This window comes from Occultella gossypii (assembly GCF_019947135.1).
GTDB classification, from domain to species: Bacteria; Actinomycetota; Actinomycetes; order Actinomycetales; family Beutenbergiaceae; genus Occultella; species Occultella gossypii.
This window is the reverse complement of the sequence record NZ_JAGSHT010000010.1, coordinates 436,044-454,701: the sequence shown is the minus strand read 5'-3', so window position 1 is coordinate 454,701 and position 18,658 is coordinate 436,044. Positions and strand designations below refer to the sequence as shown.

Below are 18,658 nucleotides of genomic sequence, written 5' to 3'. Positions count from 1 at the left end.
GATGGCACGATGGGACGCGTACCCGGGGACCCCGGCATGGAGGACCGCGCCACGATGACGCACGCAACGCTCTGCCCGGACCCGGTCCGCCGCCTGGCGCCCCGCACGATCGGGCCCCGCACGTTCGACTTCGCGAACCGGGTGGCCGTGATGGCCATCGTGAACCGCACCCCGGACTCCTTCTACGACGGCGGAGCGACGTTCGCGCTCGACGCGGCGGTGTCCGCGGCGGTGCGTGCCGCGGACGACGGCGCGGACTGGGTGGACGTGGGCGGCATGGCGTTCTCGCCGGACACCCCGGAGCTGAGCGTCGCGGAGGAGCTCGACCGGGTGCTCGGCGTGATCGAGGGGATCCGGGCGGCGTCCGACGTGGTGATCTCCGTGGACACCTACCGCCCGGAGGTGGCCCGGGCCTGCGTGGCCGCCGGCGCCGACGTCATCAACGACACGATGGGCCTGCGGGTGGACGGCATGGCCGAGGCCGTCGCCGAGACCGGCGCCACCGTGGTGATCGCCCACTCGATCGCGCAGCCGCACCGGCACCATCCCAGACCCACCTACGGTGACGTCGTGGCCGAGATCGCGCAGTTCCTGCGCGCCAAGGTCGAGGCGGCGCTCGCGGCCGGGATCGCGCCGGACCGGATCGTGATCGACCCGGGCCACGACCTGAACAAGAACACGCTGCACTCCCTGGAGATCACCCGCCGCCTGGCCGAGATCACCGAGATCGGGCTGCCCACCCTGGTGGCGCTGTCCAACAAGGACTTCGTGGGGGAGACCCTCGACGCACCGCGCGGGGAGCGGCTGATCGGCACCCTGGCCGTGACCGTGATGTGCATCGAGCGGGGCGCCCGGATCGTGCGGGCCCACAACGTCGCGCCGACCGTGCAGACGATCCGGATGGCCGAGGCCGTGCTCGGGCTGCGTGAGCCCGCCTGGACCCGGCACAACATGTGACGGGTTCCCGATGAGCACTGCACCTGAGCCCGCCGACGAGCCGGCCTTCGACACCGGCGACCTGCTCGCCGCGTACGCCGTCGCCGACCGCGACCGCCCCCACCTGCGGGTCAACTTCATCTCCAGCATCGACGGCGCCGCGACCCACGACGGACTCTCCGGTGCCTTGAACAACGCGGCCGACAAGCAGGTCTTCGACACCTTGCGCCGGCTCTGCGACGTCGTGATCGTCGGCGCCGGGACCGTCCGTGCCGAGGGGTACGTGGGGATGCGGCTGCCCGAGCCGGATGCCGCCTGGCGCCGGGAGCACGGGCTGGCCGAGCACCCCGTGTTCGCGATCGTCTCCGCACGCCTTGCCCTGGATCCGGCGTCGCCGGTGTTCACCGACGCACCGGTGCGCCCGATCGTGTTCACCGGCCCGGCTGCGCCCGAGCCGCAGCGTGCGGCCCTGGCGCAGGTCGCCGACGTCATCGTGTGCGAAGGTCCCGGCAGTGCGCCGGTGACGAGCGGGGCCGGCGTGCCCGGGGGCATCGACGCGCACGCCATGCGCCGCGAGCTCGCCGGCCGCGGCCTGACTCAGATGCTCTGCGAGGGCGGCCCGCACCTGTTCGGCACCCTGATCGGCGCCGACGCCGTGGACGAGGTGTGCCTCACCGTCAGCCCCGTCCTCGAGGGCGGCCCGGCCGGCCGGATCGCCCGCGGTGGCCCGCAGCGCACGCTGGACATGCGACTCGCGCACGTGCTCTCCGCCGGTGACATGCTGTTCCTGAGGTACCAGCGCCAAGACGCCTAGGAGCGACGATGCGACGGACCATCCGGCCCTTTCGGAGCGTCCGACCTGCACGTGTGCTGCTCCTGGCCGTCATGCTCGCGCTCGCGGCCGGCTGCACCACCGACCGCGAGGGCGGCCCCGTGCCGGAGCCGAGCGCGATCACCCCGACCGCCCCCACCGAGCCCGAGGCGACCACCTCCGAACCCGGCGCATCCACGCCCGCGACACCCCCGCCGTCGGGCCCTCCGGCCGACGTCACCGACGTGCGCGTCGGCGCCACGGTCGCGACCGGCCTGCAGACGCCGTGGGGCGTCGCGTTCGCACCGGACGGCTCCGCGCTCATCACCGAGCGGGACTCCGGGCGGGTGCTGCGGGTCACCGGCGGCGCCGTCACGCCGCTGGATGCCGGCGGGGCCGACGGCGCAGTGCCGGACGTCCAGCACGGCGGCGAGGGCGGCCTGCTCGGGATCGCCGTCGGGCCCGACGGCGGCGTGTACCTGTACCTGACCACGCGCACCGACAACCGGGTGATCCGGATGGACCTCGACGGCGACGCCCTGGTGGGCCCGCGGGTGGTCCTGGAGGGCATCCCGGCGGCCGGGAACCACAACGGCGGCCGGCTCGCGTTCGGCCCGGACGGCTTCCTGTACGTGAGCACCGGTGACGCCGGGCGGACGTCCCGGGCGCAGGATCTGGACAGCCTCGGCGGCAAGATCCTGCGCCTCACCACGACCGGCGACCCGGCACCCGGCAACCCGTTCGGCACCGAGATCTACAGCTACGGCCACCGCAACGTGCAGGGCCTCGGCTGGACCAGCGACGGACGGCTGTACGCCTCCGAGTTCGGGCAGCACGACCTCGATGAGCTCAACGTCATCACCGCGGGCGGCAACTACGGCTGGCCGCACGTCGAGGGCTGGGCCGGGACCGGCGAGTACGTCGATCCCGTGGTGACCTGGCCGACGTCGGAGGCCTCACCGTCGGGCCTCGCGGTGACGGACACCGGCGTCTGGCTCGCCGCGCTGCGCGGCGAGCGGCTCTGGTACGTGCCGATCACGCCCGACGGCGTGGGCGAGCCGAGCTCGTATCTGGACCTGGGCAGGCTGCGGGCCGTCACGCTCACGCCCGACGGCGAGCTGTGGGTGGCGACGTCGAACACCGACGGCCGTGGCGAGGTCCGCGACGGCGACGACCGGGTCGTCGAGCTCGACGTCTCGTAGCCCTCGCCCCAGGCGACGGTCGGCCCGGCCGACCCCGGACGCGGCGGCGGCCGGACACGCGAGGTGCCCGGCCGCCGTCGCCTGCTTCCGCTACGGAACTACCTCACAGATCACCCCGTTCGGTGACCGCCAGCGTGTTCAGGATCGGGTACTCGTAGCTGCGCCGGTTGGCCAGCTCGACCTCCAGATCACCGCCCTCGTGCTCGACGATCACGGTGTGCTGGTCGGCCCACAGGCCGCCGGCCTCCTCCGCGACGTCCACGGCGACCAACGCGTACTCGCCGTTGACGAGCACGTCGAACAGACGGTCACGCTCGGGGTAGTCCGCGTCGAACTCGGCGAACCCGAGGTCGATCGCGTACGTCCCGGCCGGTGCGTCGGTGAACACGTAGCTGAAGATCCCGGTGCGCCGGGTCTGGAACAGCGTGTCCTCCATGGTCCCGCCGATCGCGAGGTCGGTTGCCTCGGTCTCGGTGCGCTGACCGGTCCAGCCCCAGTCGCCCGCGGAGAGCGGCTGATCGGCGGACCAGGCGAACTCCCCGGCGTCGGTGTAGGCGCCGCCGCCGGCGTTCACCCCGACCTGGTAGGCGGAGACGATCAGGGTCACCGGGACCGTGATCGTCGAGACCCGCCCGGCGTTCGTCTGCACCAGGATGTTCGCGCCGTACACCCCGGGCGCCAGGCCCGTGGTGTCCACCGTGACGTCCAGCGTGGCGGACCGACCGGCCCGCACGGTGCCCTCGGCCGGGGTGACCGTCAGCCACGGCACGTCCGTGACGTTCGGGTCGCCGACGTCCACGAGGTACACCTCGCCGGTCAGCTGGTTCGCCGTCCAGAGGGCGCCGGTGGCGTCCAGGTCCAGACCGGAGCCCGGGCCTTCACCGGCCACCGGGTAGGCGACCGTGCTGATCGTCGAGCAGTCCTCGGGCGAGATCTGGAAGAACGACGTGACCAGCGCGCTGTTCACGTACCAGATCGTGTTCGAGGTGGGGTTGTACGCGATGCCCGCGATGGACGGGTCCTCCGGCGTGCACTGGGCCAGGGTCTCACCCGGGGTGGCGTGCGTGGTGCCCGCCACCGTGTAGATGATGCCCTCGTTCCAACCGCCGGTGTAGAACACGTCCTCGGCCGCGTTGTAGGCCAGCCCGCGCTGGGACACGGACGACCACGGCGAGCCGGTGAGGGTGGTGGTCGCCGCCCCCGTCGCCTCCTCGAAGCAGTGGATCCCGTTGTCCCCACCGACGTTCACCTGGCACAGGTCCCCGGTCGTGGAGTCCTGCGCGAGGTCGCCGGACCAGGTGCCGCCCCAGTTCGCCGGGAACTGGCTGCCCGGTGCGCCGGCCGTCGAGTACTGCTGGTTGACGACCTGTTCCGCGTCGGAGATCCACACGTCGCCGGTGTACCCGACGCCCCAGGCGACCCCGGCAAGGTTGGAGTCCCACTGGGCCAGGATGTCCCCGACCGCGTCCGGCGTGACCGGTGCGGCCAGCTGGTCGAGCTGGTCGTCGGAGTACAGACCCAGCGCCGTGCGGGCGTTCGGGTCCGTCTGTGCGGCCGCCTCCTCGAGTTCGGCGAAGGCCGAGTTGACCTGCGCCAGCGAGGTGTTGCCCGCGGGCACCACGGCAGCGTCCACAGCCGCCGTCGACAGCGCCGGAACGGCCGCCGCCTCGTTGACCGCCCGCGGGAGCTCACCGATGGTGTAGGTGAGCGGTGCCGAGCCGGTGTTGGCGATGGTCAGGTCCGCCGTGCGGGTCTGGCCCTCGGTGAGGGTCCAGGAGTACGACGGCGGAGCAACCGTTGCGATGCCCGTCTTCAGCTTCGGGGAGAACCGGTTGGTCTCGCCGTCCACGTCGATCACGACGTCCCGCGTGCGGGTGGTGTACCCCGGGGCCTCGATGTCGACGGTGTAGGCGCCGAAGAACAGCAACAGGTTGTAGTCGCCGCCGAAGTCGGTGGTGACCGTCCGCGGCTCACCGCCGTCGTCCGGGGTGGCCGTGACCGTCGCCCCAGCAACGGCCAGGCCGTCGTTGAGGTCCGTCACGTTCCCGAACACGGTGCCGTTCGGCGGCAGTTCGTACCGCACCGAGGAGCCCGTCGCCAGGACGGCCTCGTTGAACGAGTACTGGCTCGCGACCGTGCCGGCCTCGTTCTCGATGCCGACCGTGGCCGAGTCGCCGAGCAGGCGCGGGTTCTCCGCGTTGGAGGCCGGGCCGTAGCCGATCTCCACGTCGCCGCCGGCGAACAGGGTGATCGAGAAGCTCACGGTGTCCGTGCTCGAGAACGGGCTGACGTCCCGGTACTCGATGACGAACGCGTCCTCACCGTCGATGGTGGTGCTCGCCGTGTGGGCGGTGCCGCCATTGTTGAAGGTGAAGTCGTCCCAGAACCCGTAGACGGCCGCGTTCGGTGCGGCCGTGGTCGGCAGCGCCGCGTTGGAGTACGCGGTGACCGCGGCGAGGAAGTTCACGTGCCCGTTCGTCGACACGTACGCCGTGGAGTACGAGCCGCCGTAGAACGGGAACGCGAACGGCAGCTCCACGGCCGTGGCCGCGTCGTCACCGGTCAGGCTGAGCGGGGTGTCGCCCTGTCGGTAGCCGTCGGTGCCCACGGAGCAGAAGTACCCGTAGTCGTCCTGGAGGCCGACGAGCGCCGCATCGAGCGTCTCGTCACCGTCGACCACGATCTCGGTCGAGAACGGGGCGCTGCACCGGTCACCGGTGATGGTGACGGTGTAGGTGCCGGCCGGCACGTCGGCGACGGCGTAGGTGCCGTCCGCGCCGGTGGTGACCGGCTCGATCGGAGCACCTGTGAAGGCGACGGTCGCGCCTGCTACGGGTGCGCCGTCGGCCTCGTTCGTGACGGTCCCGGCGACCGCGAACGACGTCGCTGCCTCCAGTACCAGGTCCACGCCGACCGTCTCCTCGGCCACGACGGTGACGTCGGCAGTGGCCGGGGCGTACCCGAACGCGGTCGCGGTCACGGTGTAGGGCCCGGCGACGAAGGTGCCCGTGAAGGCGCCCTCCTCGTCGGTGGTCAGGACCCGCTCGCTCTCACCGGTGACGGTGACGGTCGCACCCGCGATCGGGCCGCCGTCGGAGCCGGTGACCGTGCCGGAGAGGGTGCCCGCCTCGGCGGTGGGTGCCGCCTGCACGAGCGCGAGGGCGTCGAGACGACCCTCGCCCCAGACGTTGTTGTCCTCGGCGGTGCCGCCGCAGGTGGTGTCGTCGACGTCCACGGCCGTGGCGTTCAGAAGGGCCTGGGTGCCGGCGATGTCACCGATCAGCGACGGTGCCGCGCTCCACAGCAGGGCGATCGCTCCGGCCAGGTGCGGGGCCGCCATCGAGGTGCCCGAGCCGGTGCCGTAGGAGTCGCCCGGCAGGGACGAGCGCACGTTCGAGCCGGGGGCTGCGATGTTCGGCTTGATCTCGCCGTCCTGACCGGGGCCGCGCGCGGAGTAGGACGCGATGTCGCCGCTGATGTCGAACGCGCCGACGGAGTAGGTGATGGTCCGGCTGCCCGGTGACCCGGACGTGGAGCAGGACGGTCCGCTGTTGCCGTTGGACCAGGTGCCGAAGATGCCGGCGGCCTCCCACGCGGCGATGACGTCCTCCATGAACGGGTCGTTCGAGGGGGTCCGTGAGCCCCAGGAGTTGTTCACGATGTGCGGGCGCTTCGTCGGGTCGGCGTTCTCACCCGCGGAGTCGGTCGGCGCGATGACCCACTCGCCGGAGGCGATCAGGTCGGCGTCGGCGCAGGTGGAGCAGCCGTTCGCGGCGATCCAGTCGGCGCCGGGGGCGACGCCGACCTGGTTGGCGCCACCGTCGCTGCCGATCATCGTGCCCATGGTGTGGGTGCCGTGACCGTCGGTGTCACACGGGGAGCCGTCACAGGCGCCGGCGACGTCGAACCAGTTGTAGTCGTCGACCACGGTGCCGTCGGGCTGGAGGCCGCGGTAGTGCGCGGCGAGTGCGGGGTGGTCTCCCTGGACGCCGGAGTCGATGTTCGCGACCGTGATGCCTTCGCCGGTCACGCCGTACTCGGCCCAGACGTCATCGGCGTTGATGGCGCTGACGCCCCATTCGAGGACGTTGCGGCCCATCGAGGAGGTCTCGACCGTGAGCCCGGCGACGGGTTCCTCGGCCGGGTAGGTGGTGGTCTGCCGGATCTCGAGGACCTCGCTGCTGGACGCGGCCTGGCGGGCCAGGTCGAGGGAGCCGCCCTGGACCAGGATCGCGTTCGAGATCCAATGGGTCTCGAAGGTGGCGCCGGCCGCGGTGAGGTCGGCGACCACGCCGGCCTGGGCGGCCTCGGCGGTCTGGACGAGGGCGTCGTGGACGGCGACGCCGCGGGCGTCCCAGTCGGCGGTCGCCGCGGCCGCGCTCAGGTCTGCGCGGTCGGCGAAGCGGATCCAGAAGTCCGCGGAGTCGGCTGCCGACAATGTCGACATCGCCTCTTCCGTGAACTTCTCGTCGGCTGTGGCCGGGACGGCCGGAGTCGTCGGCTCCGCGGCAGCGGGGATGATTGCGACGGCCATCGTCGCGACCATCGCCGCTGCCGCAGAGGCGGCGACCACCAGTCGTCTGGCGAACATCAGGGGTGTACGCACTGTGCCTCCATATGACGACGCGTGCCCGGGCGGTGCTCGGGTACGCGTATGTGATCCCCCGGATCAGGGGATCCCGCCACGCTGCCGCGAACGGTGGAGCCGGACAAGGACGGCACCCGGCCAGAACACGGTCAGGTTGCGGTCAGGTCACGGTCAGGCCCTCGTCACCCTGTCGTCAGGTGGGGATCAGGCAACGTTCAGGTGATGGTCAGGTGCTCGTCGATCGCTGTTCAACCGGCGGCCGGGCGGTGTGTTGGAGGCGCCACGCCGGGCGGGGGCGGGCCCGAAACGGCCGAACCCTTGACCTGACCTGCGCAATTGGAAAGGATCACGGCAGACCGCACTCGGGGGAGGTAGCAGTCAGGTGTCTATTGGGGATCTTGAGACCGAACGCAATTACGTGCTGTGCATCGGGGTGCCGCTCGAGGTGTGCAGCGAGGTTGCTCGGCTGGTGGGGCCGCACGCAGTCGTGGTGGCCGCGGCCGACACGCACGCGGCCAGGGAGCTGCTCGCCCACGACCGGTACGGCGCCGCCGCAGGTGGGAGCGCCGCCGCAGGTGGGAGCGCTCCCGACGGCGGGGACATGGTGCGAGCGACGACCAGCCGGACGAACGCCGACCCGGCAACCGGCAACCGGACGAACGCGGACCAGGGAGCCGGCAGCCACACGGTCGGTGACTGGGCAGCGGCCGGACCGCCGGGCCGGCGAGATGTGGCCGAGCGGCCCGGCGCGGTCGGTCGGGCGGCCCGGATCTTCACCCGCGGACCGCTCCAGGTGAACCTGGCTACTCGTGAGGTCACCATCCGCGGCCGCCGCGTGCACCTGTCCATCCGGGAGTTCGACCTGCTCGCCGCGCTCGCCTCCGAGACGGACCGGGTCTGGTCCTTCGCCGAGCTGACCGCGAACGTGTGGCGGACCGGCTACCTGGGGGACTCCGACGTGGTGGTCTCGACGGTCAAGCGGCTACGCCGGCGCCTGCTCTCGGCCGAGGGCCTGGAGGTCGCGTCCGTGCGCGGCATCGGGTACCGGCTCAAGATCGCGAGCTGACGCAAACGCTCACGCAGTACCTGACGCGCTCACGCAGAGCCTGCGCCCAGAGCAAGGAGGGTGGAACGGCCTTGCTCAGGCGCGAGGCACTGCCTCACCACCGTCGCCCTCGGGAGGGATCGGCGCGACCACGGCGCGCCCTAAGATCGGACGCATGACCCGCATCCTCTCCGCCGTGGCCTGGCCCTACGCCAACGGCCCCCGGCACATCGGCCATGTCGCCGGCTTCGGCGTTCCCTCCGACGTGTTCTCCCGGCACATGCGGATGGCGGGTCACGACGTGCTCATGGTGTCCGGCACCGACGAGCACGGCACCCCGATCCTGGTCCAGGCCGAGCAGGAGGGCGTGAGCCCGCAGGAGCTCGCCGACCGGTACAACCGGGTCATCGTCGAGGACCTCACCCAGCTGGGGCTCACCTACGACCTGTTCACCCGCACCACCACCCGCAACCACTACGCCGTGGTGCAGGAGATGTTCCGCACGGTGCACAAGAACGGGTACATGATCGAGCAGACCACCAAGGGTGCGATCTCGCCGTCGACCGGCCGCACCCTGCCCGACCGCTACATCGAGGGCACCTGCCCGATCTGCGGCTACGACGGCGCCCGCGGCGACCAGTGCGACAACTGCGGCAACCAGCTCGACGCCATCGAGCTGATCAACCCGCACAGCCGGATCAACGGCGAGGTCCCGAAATTCATCGAGACCGAGCACTTCTTCCTCGACCTGCCTGCGCTGTCCACGGCACTCGGACAGTGGCTCGGCACCCGCACCGACTGGCGTCCGAACGTCCTGAAGTTCTCCCAGAACCTGCTCGAGGACCTGCGCCCGCGGGCCATGACCCGGGACATCGACTGGGGGATCCCGGTGCCGCTGCCGGGCTGGGAGGAGAACGGCGCGAAGCGTCTGTACGTCTGGTTCGACGCGGTCATCGGCTACCTGTCCGCGAGCGTGGAGTGGGCCCGCCGGTTCGGCACCGGCGAGGAGTGGCAACAGTGGTGGGGTGACCCCGCGGCGATGCAGTACTACTTCATGGGCAAGGACAACATCACGTTCCACTCCCAGATCTGGCCCGCCGAGCTCCTCGCCTACGACGGGCTCGGGGACAAGGGCGGTGCCCCGGGGAAGTTCGGGAAGCTGCAGCTGCCGACCGAGGTGGTCTCCAGCGAGTACCTCACCATGGAGGGCAAGCAGTTCTCGTCCTCGCGCGGCGTGGTCATCTACGTGCGGGACATGCTCGCCCGGTACCAGCCGGACGCGCTGCGGTACTTCATCGCCGTCGCCGGGCCGGAGTCCGCGGACAGCGACTTCACCTGGGCCGAGTTCAAGCGCCGCACGAACGACGAGCTCGTGGCCGGCTGGGGCAACCTGGTGAACCGCACCGCGAACCTCGTCCACAAGAACTTCGGCGAGATCCCGGCCGCCGGCGAGCTGACCGAGCTGGACCGCGACCTGCTCGCCCAGACCTCCGCCGGCTTCGACACGGTGGGCACGGCGATCGCCGGCCAGCGTCAGCGCGCCGGCATCAACGAGGCGATGCGTCTGGTCGGGGAGGCGAACCGGTACCTGTCCGAGGCGGCCCCCTGGAAGCTCAAGGAGGACCGCGAGCGTCAGGGCACCGTGCTGCACACGGCGGCGCAGGCGATCGGCGACCTGAACACGATGCTGGCCCCCTACTTGCCGCACTCCGCCCAGGCCGTGCACGCCGCGTTCGGCGGAACCTCCGCCGTCGCCCCGCAGCCGCGGATCGATGAGGTGACCGACCTGGACGACCCGAGCCGGCACTACCCGATCATCACCGGTGACTACCGGCTCGGCGAGACGCTGGCCGCGTGGGAGCGCAGCCCGGTCGTGGCCGGCACGCCGGTCGGGCCGGCGACCCCGGTGTTCACCAAGCTCGACGACGGCATCGTCGAGGAGGAGCTGGACCGGCTGCGGAGCCGGGCGTAGGCCGACGGCGATGAGCAAACGACGCCGGGACTGGCCGGAGGCACCCGAGCCGCTGCCGGCCGAGGTGATCGACAACCACACCCATCTCGAGTCCATCGCCGGGGTACTGGCCGACGGCGTCGGTGACCCTGGCGTGGCCGGTCACCTCGAGCGGGCGGCCGGGGTGGGCGTGCGCGCGATCGTGCAGATCGGGTGCGACCTCGACTCGGCGGGGGTCAGCGTCGAGATGGCCCGGGCGCACCCACAGGTCGTGGCCGGCGTGGCGATCCACCCGAACGAGGCAGTGCTGCACGCCGGGATCCACGAGGTGGCACCGGACGGAATGGAACCGGCGCCGCTGGCCCGTCATGACGTCGGGCTCGATGACGCGATCGCCGAGATCGCCCGCCTCGCCGCCGACCCACGGGTACGCACGATCGGCGAGACCGGCCTGGACCACTTCCGGGCCGGGCCGCGGGGGCGCGCCGCCCAACGGGAGGCGTTCCGCACGCACATCGCCCTGGCGAAGGAACTGGACCTGCCCATGCAGATCCACGACCGGGACGCCCACGCCGAGGTGCTCGAGGTGCTCGAGGCCGACGGCGCCCCCGAGCGCACCGTGTTCCACTGCTTCTCCGGCGACGCGCAGATGGCCCGCTACTGCGCCGACCGGGGCTACTACCTGTCCTTCGCCGGCACGCTGACGTTCTCCAACTCCGAGGACCTGCGCGAGGCAGCCCGGGTGGTCCCGCAGGAGCTGCTGCTGGTGGAGACCGACGCCCCGTATCTGACCGCGCATCCGTGGCGGGGCCGACCGAACGCGCCCTACCTGCTGCCGCTCACGGTGCGGGCGCTGGCACAGGTGCGCGACGTCGATCCGGCCACGCTGTGCGAGGCGCTCACCGCCACGTCGGAGGAGCTCTACGGGCCCTGGTGAGAGGTCGGAGTGACGTCCGCGGGCGGTACTTCGAGCCTGTGGAGGAGGTGTGAACGTCCACACCCCGACCCCTCCTGTGTGGCCAATGAGGTCACGGATCGGTTACGGTCGAACTCGGCCAACCCCTCCTAGGCCGAATGCAGTCAGAAGAGGACTCCCTGTGTCAGTTGACAAGACCGGGTCGCGCCACCGCGCCGACTCGCCCGCAACAACCGAGATTCCCCGCCCGCTTCGCCGCCTGATCGGTGTCGGTGGCCTCGTCGTCGTCCTCGCCGGCAGCCTTGCCTTCGCCACTACCCAGGCGGATGACCTCGACCCCCAGAGCGTCGTCGGCGACGCCGGTGCGGCCCCCGAGGTCACCGGTCGCGACAACGTCTGGGCCCAGGTCTCCCGCGGCGAACTGCCGCGCACCGCACTCGAGGCCGAGAACGAGGTCACCTTCACCGTCACCGTGGACGGACAGGACCTCGAGATCACCTCGAACGCGCTCACCCTCGCGGACGCCCTGATCGACAACGGCATCGTCGTCGGTGTCGACGACCAGGTCAGTTCCGAGATGAACCAGCAGGCCACCGACGGCGACACCGTGACGATCGCCCGGGTCGGCACCCAGTACGGGGCCGAGACCGCGACGATCCCGTTCGAGACAGTCGAGCGGGAGACTTCCGCACTGCCGGCCGGGACCACCCGCGTGGACACCGAGGGCGTCGAGGGTTCCCAGGTCACCGCGTTCACCGCCACGTACGAGAACGGCGTCGAGGTCTCACGCACCAACAGCGCCGTGATCCTCGTCTCCGAGCCCGTGGACGAGGTCGTCCTGGTCGGCACCGGCCGCACCACCACGGCCGCCTCGCCCGAGGACTCGGGCTCCTCCTCGGCGCCGAGCGGCAGCTACAGCGGCACCGACCCGCGCGGGATCGCCCAGCAGATGGTCGCGGCTCGCGGCTGGGACTCCAGCCAGTGGTCCTGCCTCGACCGTTTGTGGCAGAAGGAGAGCAACTGGAACCCGTACGCGCAGAACGCAGGCTCCGGTGCCTACGGCATCCCACAGTCGCTGCCCGGGTCGAAGATGGCGAGCGCCGGCTCGGACTGGCGGACGAACCCGGCCACCCAGATCACCTGGGGCCTGAACTACATCTCCGGCCGCTACGGCACCCCCTGTGGCGCCTGGGGCCACTCGCAGTCGGTCGGCTGGTACTGACCCGGATCGGGGCCGGCCGGCGACCCCCGACCGACTCCGTATCACGACGTGTGTCGCCTCACAAGTAGCCCTTCTGGCGCGTTGCATAACGATTGAGTTACAGTCAACCCGGCCCTACGGGTCGAACCATGCGTGACCACGGGTCGGTCACCACCGCTGGAGCGTCCTCCCTCGCTCCGAGGAGGCGACCACGAGGCCCGGGCGAACGCACCGTGTGCGGATCCTCCCTCCCCCCGATCGGACCCGCCTGACCTAGGACGTCTGTGAGCCTGTTCTCCAAGAAGCAACCCGAGCCCACCCCAGAGCCGACCGACGAGACGGCCGAGATCGAGGCGACCTCCGCCGTCGAGCCCGACGGCGCAGCGTCCGTCGGCGAGGCGTCGTCGGCCGATGCGGCCGCGGACGCGGCAGACGAGACCGGCGCCGAGGCGCCGGCCGGCTCGTTCGACGACGTGGTCGCCGGCTACGCCGCCTCTGCGACCCCGGACGCCGGCACGACCGCCGAGTTCGACACCGATGACGCCGGGTCCGGCTCCGAGCACGATGCTGCGGCTGCCGGGGCCAAGCCCCGTCGCCGGTCCCGCCGGGCGATCATCGGGATCGCCGCCGCCTTCGCGCTCGTCGTGGGGACCGGTGGCGCCGTGTTCGCCTCGGCCCACAAGACCATCGACGTCGACGTCAACGGTGAGATCCGCACGGTGACCACCTACTCGGGTGACATCGCGGGCGTGCTCGAGCAGGAGGGCATCACCACCGGTGAGCACGACCTGATCGTGCCGTCGCTCGACGAGGCGCTCGTCGACGGTTCCGACGTCGTGGTCCGTACCGCCCAGGAGGTCACGTTCGAGGTCAACGGCGAGACCACCGACCTGTGGACCACCGCGACCACGGCCGGGCAGGCCGTCGCCGACGTCGCCGGCGCCGGCCGCGACATCCAGATCACCGCGTCGCGCTCCGTTGACGGCCGCGCCGAGCTCGAGCTCCCGCTCGTCACCGACGGCCCCGTGGTGTTCGAGGTCGACGGCGCCAGCACGACGGTCGAGATCGAGGGTGAGGCCACCCTGGACGAGGCGCTCGTGCAGGCCGGGCTCACCCTCTCCCTGCAGGACACGGTCGCCGTGACCGCTCGCGAGGACGGGACCCCGGTGGTCACGATCACGCGTCGGTCCTACGAGCCCTCCGTCACCACCGCGCCGATCGCCTTCGAGAGCGTCGAGCGCGAGACCGATGACCTCTACGTCGGCCAGTCCCGCGTGGTCCAGGAGGGTGCGGACGGCGTCACCACGTCGACCTTCACCAACCAGATCGTCGACGGCGTGGTGGTCTCCACGAAGCTCCTGCGCACCGAGGTCACCGACGCGGTCGCCGAGATCACCGAGGTGGGCACAGCCGAGCGACCGGTCGCACCACCGGCGCCCGCCCCGTCCTCGGGTGGCTCCTCCGGCGGTTCCTCCGGCTCCACCGAGCCCGACCCGCCGGCGAGCACCGTGGGTGGCGACGTCTGGGCCGCTCTGGCCCAGTGTGAGTCCGGTGGCAACCCGACAATCGTGAGCTCGAACGGGCTCTACCACGGCCTCTACCAGTTCTCGGTGGGCACCTGGCAGTCGGTCGGCGGCTCCGGCCTGCCGTCCCAGGCCTCCCCGGCCGAGCAGACCCAGCGCGCGCAAGCCCTCCAAGCGCGCTCCGGTTGGGGCCAGTGGCCGCACTGCTCGAGCGTGCTCGGCCTGCGCTGACCCACATCCACCGACCCGTCCCGGGCCGTCCCTGCACAAGCAGGGGCGGCCCGCGTCGCGTTCTGCGGACTTTCCCCTAGGCTCTCAGTCGTGACTGACCCAGCGGCCCCTGCCGACTCCGGTGTGCGGCTGCTGACGGCCTCGGACGTTCGCGCCCTCGCCGGCGAGCTCGGGCTGCGGCCCACCAAGACCCTCGGGCAGAACTTCGTCATCGACGGCGGCACGGTCCGGCGGATCGTCCGCGTCGCGGACGTGAGCGCCACGGACACGATCGTCGAGGTCGGGCCCGGGCTCGGGTCCCTCACGCTCGGCCTGCTGGAGACCGGTGCGCGGGTGACCGCCGTCGAGATCGACCCGGTGCTGGCGGCTCGGCTGCCCCGGACCATCGCCGAGCACGCGCCGGACGCCGCGGACCGGCTCACGGTGATCGGCGCCGACGCCATGACCGTGCGCGAGCTGCCCACGGCGCCCACCGCGATGGTGGCCAACCTGCCCTACAACGTGGCCGTCCCGGTGCTGCTCACGTTCCTCGAGCACCAGCCCACACTGCGCGAGGTGCTGGTGATGGTCCAGTCCGAGGTGGCCGACCGGCTGGCCGCCGGGCCCGGGTCGCGGACCTACGGGGTTCCGTCGGCGAAGGCGGCCTGGTACGCCGAGGCCACCCGGGCCGGGTCCATCGGGCGGAGCATCTTCTGGCCGGTGCCGAACGTGGACTCCGCGCTGGTGCGTCTGGTCCGCCGGGACCCGCCGGAGGCGACCGTGGACCGGGCAGCCGTGTTCGCCTGCATCGACGCCGCCTTCTCCCAGCGCCGCAAGATGCTGCGCTCGGCTCTGGCGTCCTGGGCGGGCTCGGCCGCAGCCGCCGAGGAAGCGATCCGGGCCGCCGGGGTGGACCCCGAGCTCCGCGGCGAGCGGCTGGACATCACACAGTTCGCCGCGATCGCCGCGCACCGGCCGCAGGCCCAGGACCGAGGCGATGACTGAACCGCGCCCGGCTGGCGCCGTGCACGTGCGCGCCCCCGGCAAGATCAACCTGTCCCTCGCCGTCGGCCCGAAGGGGGAGGACGGCTATCACCCGCTGGCCACCGTGTTCCAGGCGGTCACGCTGTACGAGGAGGTGCTCGCGGTCCCGGACGAGGTCATCCGGGTCAGCGTGACCGGGCGGCACGCGGACCGGGTCCCCACCGACTCCCGCAACCTCGCACACCGCGCGGCCACCCTGCTCGCCGAGGCCACCGGCATCGACGCCGGCGTGCACCTGCAGATCACGAAGGGGGTACCCACGGCCGGTGGCATGGGCGGCGGGTCCGCAGACGCCGCCGCGGCGCTGCTCGCGTGCGACCTGCTCTGGGGCACCGGGCTCGCCCGGGAGGAGCTCGGTCACCTCGCCGCCGAGCTCGGCGCCGACGTACCGTTCGCGCTCACCGGGCAGACCGCCGTCGGGCTCGGACGTGGTGACGCGCTCACCCCGGCCCTGGCTCGCGGCCGGTTCCACTGGGTGCTCGCGATCATCGAGGACGGGCTGACCACCCCCGAGGTGTTCCGTGCCTGGGACCAGCTGAACTCGGGCGCCCGGCTCGCGCCCCGGATCTCCGACGCTCTGATGCAGGCCCTGGTGGCGGGGGATCCGCGGCGGCTCGCCGGGCACCTGCGCAACGACCTGCAGATCGCCGCGATCGAGCTGCAGCCGCGGCTGCGCGACGTGTTCAAGGCATTCGACGACACGAGCGCCCTGCGCGCACTCGTCTCCGGATCGGGCCCCACCGTGGCCGCGCTGGCGCCGGACCACGCGGCCGCGCTCGCCATCGCCGCCGCGGTCGAGCGCGCCGACGTGGCGGACGAGGTGCTCGTGGTGAGCGGCCCGGCGCACGGGGCCCGGCTGGTGGAGTCGGTGCGCGACTCCGAGTAGTGGCGGCGCTCGCGTCGCTCAGGGGGTGAGGATGGTCTTGCCCAGCAGCTGGCCGGCCACGGCGCGGTCCTGCACGGCGGCCAACTCGCTGAGGGCATGGCGTTCGGCGACGTCGACGGTGAGCTCTCCGGCGTCGACGCGTGCGACGAGTTCGGTCAGCTGGTCGGCGTCGCTGCGGACGAAGACCTGCTGGACGTGGATGCCGCGGCCGGGATCGGCCGGTCCGGGCGTCGTCGTGCTGACGAACGTGCCGCCGTCCGCGACCAGGTCGATGAGGCGTGCGGCCTCCTCGGGGCTGGTGCGCACCAGGTGCAGCACCACGTCGAACCGGTCGCCGGCCAGGGCGTCTTCGACCGACGTCTCGGTGTAGTCGACGACGCGTTCCGCGCCCTGGGCTCGGACGCGTTCGGCGCTCCGTGGGCTCGCGGTCGCAGTCACCTTGGCGCCGGTCGCTGCGGCGAGCTGGACGGCGTAGCCACCCACCCCGCCACCGGCCCCGTTGACCAGGATGCGCTGCCCGGACGTCAGGCCGGCGTGGTCGAACAGTGCCTGCCGCGCCGTCAGCCCGCCGACCGGCAGCGTCGCGGAGTCGGCGAGCGCGACCGAGTGGGGAGCTCGGGCGAGGATGGCCGCCGGCACGGCGACGTACTCCGCAGCCGCGCCGTCGTCCGTGGCCGGCAGGAACGCGATGACCGCGTCGCCGGCGCTCCAGCCGGACACGCCGTCGCCAACCTCGGTCACCACGCCGGCGACGTCGATGCCTGGGATGTGCGGCAACGTGACGGGCATGACGTCCGCCATCGCACCGAGCCGGATCGCGACGTCCAGGAAGTTGAACGATGTCCCGGCCACGCGGATGACCACCTGCCCCGGTGCCGCGGTGGGCGTCGCGGCGTCCTCGTAGCGCAGCACGCTGCTGTCGCCGTGGGAGTGGAATCGGACTGCCTTCATGATGTTTCCTCCAGATGCTTCGAATTGGTAGCAATGTCGTGGCAACCGTATATGCTTCGAGTTCGAAGCACAACCCCCCCGCGTCACGGTGGTCGGTGCTTCGAATCCGCAGCGCATCCGTACGATGGGCACTCATGACAGGGCCACTGATCGACCTCAGCGGAGCCGAGCCGCTCGAACCCGAGCGGCTACAGGCGTACTTCGCGCTGACGGAAGCGGCGAGCCTGCTCCAGCACCGCGTGGAGCGGCACCTGCGCGGCGAGGGCGATCTCAGCGGCGTGCAGTTCCAGATCCTGATGCGGCTCGCGTCGGGCGACGGCCGGGCCACGATGACCGAACTGGCGGACGGGCTGGTCCACAGCCGTAGCGGCTTGACCTACCAGGCCGGCCTGCTCGAGAAGGCCGGCCTGGTCACGCGGGCGCCGAGCGAGCAGGACGAACGGGCCGTCGTGGTCACGATCACGGACGAGGGGGTCGCCGTGATCTCCCGGGTGCTGCCCGGCCATATCGACGTCGTCCGCCGGAGCCTGCTCGATCAGCTCTCCGACGACGACGTGCGGCGGCTCGCAGAGATGATGGCCCGCGTCCGGGACCACATGCGGGCCGAGCCGCCCCGGTCCGCGGCGGCCCGGCGCTCCCCGAGCAGGGCTCCGGTCAGCGGCGAGGCCGGCGGGCCGGCGCAGGCCTAGGCTCGCGCTGCTCGAGGACGGGTGTGCTGCGGGACTCGGGCCACCTGCTGGCTCAGGTAACTGATGACGGCGGTGCGGAGCTCCGCTGTCAAAGCGTCTCGTTCCGGTCCGTCCGCCTCGGTGATCAGCGGTGTCATACCGCGCACGAGCTGGATGGAGACGGTCGCGATGCGAGCGATGTCGTCCAGCGCGCGGTCCGGCATGAAGTGAGCGATGAGGTCGGCCACGCGGTGATGGATCGTCACCTGGATGGGGGTGACGGCGTCGCGGAGCCCGGCGGGCATGTCCGTCCTGGCGAAGAGCGCCTTGAAGCCCGGGTGGGCCAGGTTGAAGGCCACGAGCGGCCCGAGCACGGCATCGACGGTGTCCTCGAGGCCGGCGCCGTCGAGGTTCTCGATCGTGAACACTCCCGCGCGTAGAGCGGTGAGCTGGGTGGCGTAGTGCTCGGCCAGGGCGCGGGCGATGTCGTCCTTGTTCTTGAAGAACTGGTACAGCGAGCCCGGTGAGATCCCCGCCCGCTTGGCGATCGAATTGGTGGTGGTCGCGTCGTAGCCCTGCTCGCCGAAGACGGCGGCGGCGGCGTGCAGGATCTCCTCGATCCGCTGCTGACCGCGGGCCTGTCGGCGCGGCCGCGCAGGCGTGCCTTCGGTGACCGCGTTCTGGCTCGCCATGAATCCTCGCCTCCCGAAGCCTAGACAACACGAG

14 protein-coding genes are annotated in these 18,658 nt (G+C 71.8%); 11 read left to right on the top strand and 3 right to left on the bottom strand.

From position 1 onward, the window contains the following. Window positions 1-9 precede the first annotated feature (9 nt). From folP to KCQ71_RS11070, 3 genes are read left to right on the top strand one after another with little or no spacing between them, the layout of a single operon-like run. The gene (gene folP / locus KCQ71_RS11080; protein ID WP_223405771.1) at window positions 10-957 is read left to right on the top strand and encodes a dihydropteroate synthase; all 948 of its coding nucleotides are present in this window, start codon (window positions 10-12) and stop codon (window positions 955-957) included. Window positions 958-967: 10 nt separating this feature from the next. Then, the gene (locus KCQ71_RS11075; protein WP_223405769.1) at window positions 968-1,750 is read left to right on the top strand and encodes a pyrimidine reductase family protein; all 783 of its coding nucleotides are present in this window, start codon (window positions 968-970) and stop codon (window positions 1,748-1,750) included. An 8-nt stretch (window positions 1,751-1,758) separates the two neighbouring features. Next, window positions 1,759-2,949, top strand: a complete 1,191-nt coding sequence (locus KCQ71_RS11070; RefSeq protein WP_223405767.1) for a PQQ-dependent sugar dehydrogenase — start codon at window positions 1,759-1,761, stop codon at window positions 2,947-2,949. A gap of 103 nt (window positions 2,950-3,052) precedes the next feature. On the opposite strand, the gene KCQ71_RS11065 is transcribed toward KCQ71_RS11070, so the two are convergent. Beyond that, window positions 3,053-7,555, bottom strand: a complete 4,503-nt coding sequence (locus KCQ71_RS11065; RefSeq protein WP_223405765.1) for a S8 family serine peptidase — start codon at window positions 7,553-7,555, stop codon at window positions 3,053-3,055. Window positions 7,556-7,919: 364 nt separating this feature from the next. Between KCQ71_RS11065 and KCQ71_RS11060 the strand changes: the two genes are divergently transcribed. The 7 genes from KCQ71_RS11060 to KCQ71_RS11030 all read left to right on the top strand — a co-directional run bounded on the left by KCQ71_RS11060 (window position 7,920) and on the right by KCQ71_RS11030 (window position 16,313). Next, window positions 7,920-8,603, top strand: coding sequence for a winged helix-turn-helix domain-containing protein (locus KCQ71_RS11060; protein ID WP_223405763.1), 684 nt, complete (start codon window positions 7,920-7,922; stop codon window positions 8,601-8,603). Between the two features lie 154 nt (window positions 8,604-8,757). After that, a complete protein-coding gene (gene metG / locus KCQ71_RS11055; protein ID WP_223405761.1) occupies window positions 8,758-10,554 on the top strand; it encodes a methionine--tRNA ligase in 1,797 nt (598 codons plus the stop codon). A gap of 10 nt (window positions 10,555-10,564) precedes the next feature. Continuing rightward, on the top strand, window positions 10,565-11,470 hold the full coding sequence (locus KCQ71_RS11050; protein ID WP_223405759.1) for a TatD family hydrolase: 906 nt from the start codon (window positions 10,565-10,567) through the stop codon (window positions 11,468-11,470). A 160-nt stretch (window positions 11,471-11,630) separates the two neighbouring features. Next, window positions 11,631-12,671, top strand: a complete 1,041-nt coding sequence (locus KCQ71_RS11045) for a resuscitation-promoting factor (protein WP_223405757.1) — start codon at window positions 11,631-11,633, stop codon at window positions 12,669-12,671. 263 nt (window positions 12,672-12,934) lie between these two features. After that, window positions 12,935-14,404, top strand: coding sequence for a resuscitation-promoting factor (locus KCQ71_RS11040; RefSeq protein WP_223405755.1), 1,470 nt, complete (start codon window positions 12,935-12,937; stop codon window positions 14,402-14,404). 90 nt (window positions 14,405-14,494) lie between these two features. After that, complete coding sequence (gene rsmA, locus KCQ71_RS11035; protein ID WP_223405753.1) at window positions 14,495-15,388, top strand: 16S rRNA (adenine(1518)-N(6)/adenine(1519)-N(6))-dimethyltransferase RsmA; 894 nt, start codon at window positions 14,495-14,497, stop codon at window positions 15,386-15,388. After that, window positions 15,381-16,313 (top strand): 4-(cytidine 5'-diphospho)-2-C-methyl-D-erythritol kinase, encoded by a 933-nt coding sequence (locus tag KCQ71_RS11030; protein WP_223405751.1) that lies wholly within the window; start codon window positions 15,381-15,383, stop codon window positions 16,311-16,313. The genes rsmA and KCQ71_RS11030 overlap by 8 nt, the downstream gene beginning before the upstream one ends. 18 nt (window positions 16,314-16,331) lie before the next feature. On the opposite strand, the gene KCQ71_RS11025 is transcribed toward KCQ71_RS11030, so the two are convergent. Next, window positions 16,332-17,264 carry an NADP-dependent oxidoreductase gene (locus tag KCQ71_RS11025; protein WP_223405749.1) on the bottom strand — a complete coding sequence of 311 codons (933 nt, stop codon included), beginning with the start codon at window positions 17,262-17,264 and terminating at the stop codon, window positions 16,332-16,334. A 134-nt stretch (window positions 17,265-17,398) separates the two neighbouring features. On the opposite strand from KCQ71_RS11025, the gene KCQ71_RS11020 reads away from it, so the two are divergent. Beyond that, entirely contained in the window at window positions 17,399-17,953 is a 555-nt protein-coding gene (locus tag KCQ71_RS11020) for a MarR family winged helix-turn-helix transcriptional regulator (RefSeq protein WP_223405747.1), read from the top strand. Here the strand turns inward: KCQ71_RS11020 and KCQ71_RS11015 are convergent. Continuing rightward, window positions 17,950-18,624, bottom strand: a complete 675-nt coding sequence (locus KCQ71_RS11015) for a TetR/AcrR family transcriptional regulator (RefSeq protein ID WP_223405745.1) — start codon at window positions 18,622-18,624, stop codon at window positions 17,950-17,952. The two genes, KCQ71_RS11020 and KCQ71_RS11015, sit on opposite strands and share 4 nt — an antisense overlap. Between the last annotated feature and the right edge of the window lie 34 nt (window positions 18,625-18,658).

Bases quoted from the DNA above. Each gene is read 5' to 3' on its own strand.
- folP (WP_223405771.1), top strand. From the start codon at position 10: ATGGGACGCGTACCCGGGGACCCCGGCATGGAGGACCGCGCCACGATG.
- KCQ71_RS11075 (WP_223405769.1), top strand. From the start codon at position 968: ATGAGCACTGCACCTGAGCCCGCCGACGAGCCGGCCTTCGACACCGGC.
- KCQ71_RS11070 (WP_223405767.1), top strand. From the start codon at position 1,759: ATGCGACGGACCATCCGGCCCTTTCGGAGCGTCCGACCTGCACGTGTG.
- metG (WP_223405761.1), top strand. From the start codon at position 8,758: ATGACCCGCATCCTCTCCGCCGTGGCCTGGCCCTACGCCAACGGCCCC.
- KCQ71_RS11050 (WP_223405759.1), top strand. From the start codon at position 10,565: ATGAGCAAACGACGCCGGGACTGGCCGGAGGCACCCGAGCCGCTGCCG.
- KCQ71_RS11030 (WP_223405751.1), top strand. From the start codon at position 15,381: ATGACTGAACCGCGCCCGGCTGGCGCCGTGCACGTGCGCGCCCCCGGC.
- KCQ71_RS11025 (WP_223405749.1), bottom strand. From the start codon at position 17,264: ATGAAGGCAGTCCGATTCCACTCCCACGGCGACAGCAGCGTGCTGCGC.
- KCQ71_RS11020 (WP_223405747.1), top strand. From the start codon at position 17,399: ATGACAGGGCCACTGATCGACCTCAGCGGAGCCGAGCCGCTCGAACCC.
- KCQ71_RS11015 (WP_223405745.1), bottom strand. From the start codon at position 18,624: ATGGCGAGCCAGAACGCGGTCACCGAAGGCACGCCTGCGCGGCCGCGC.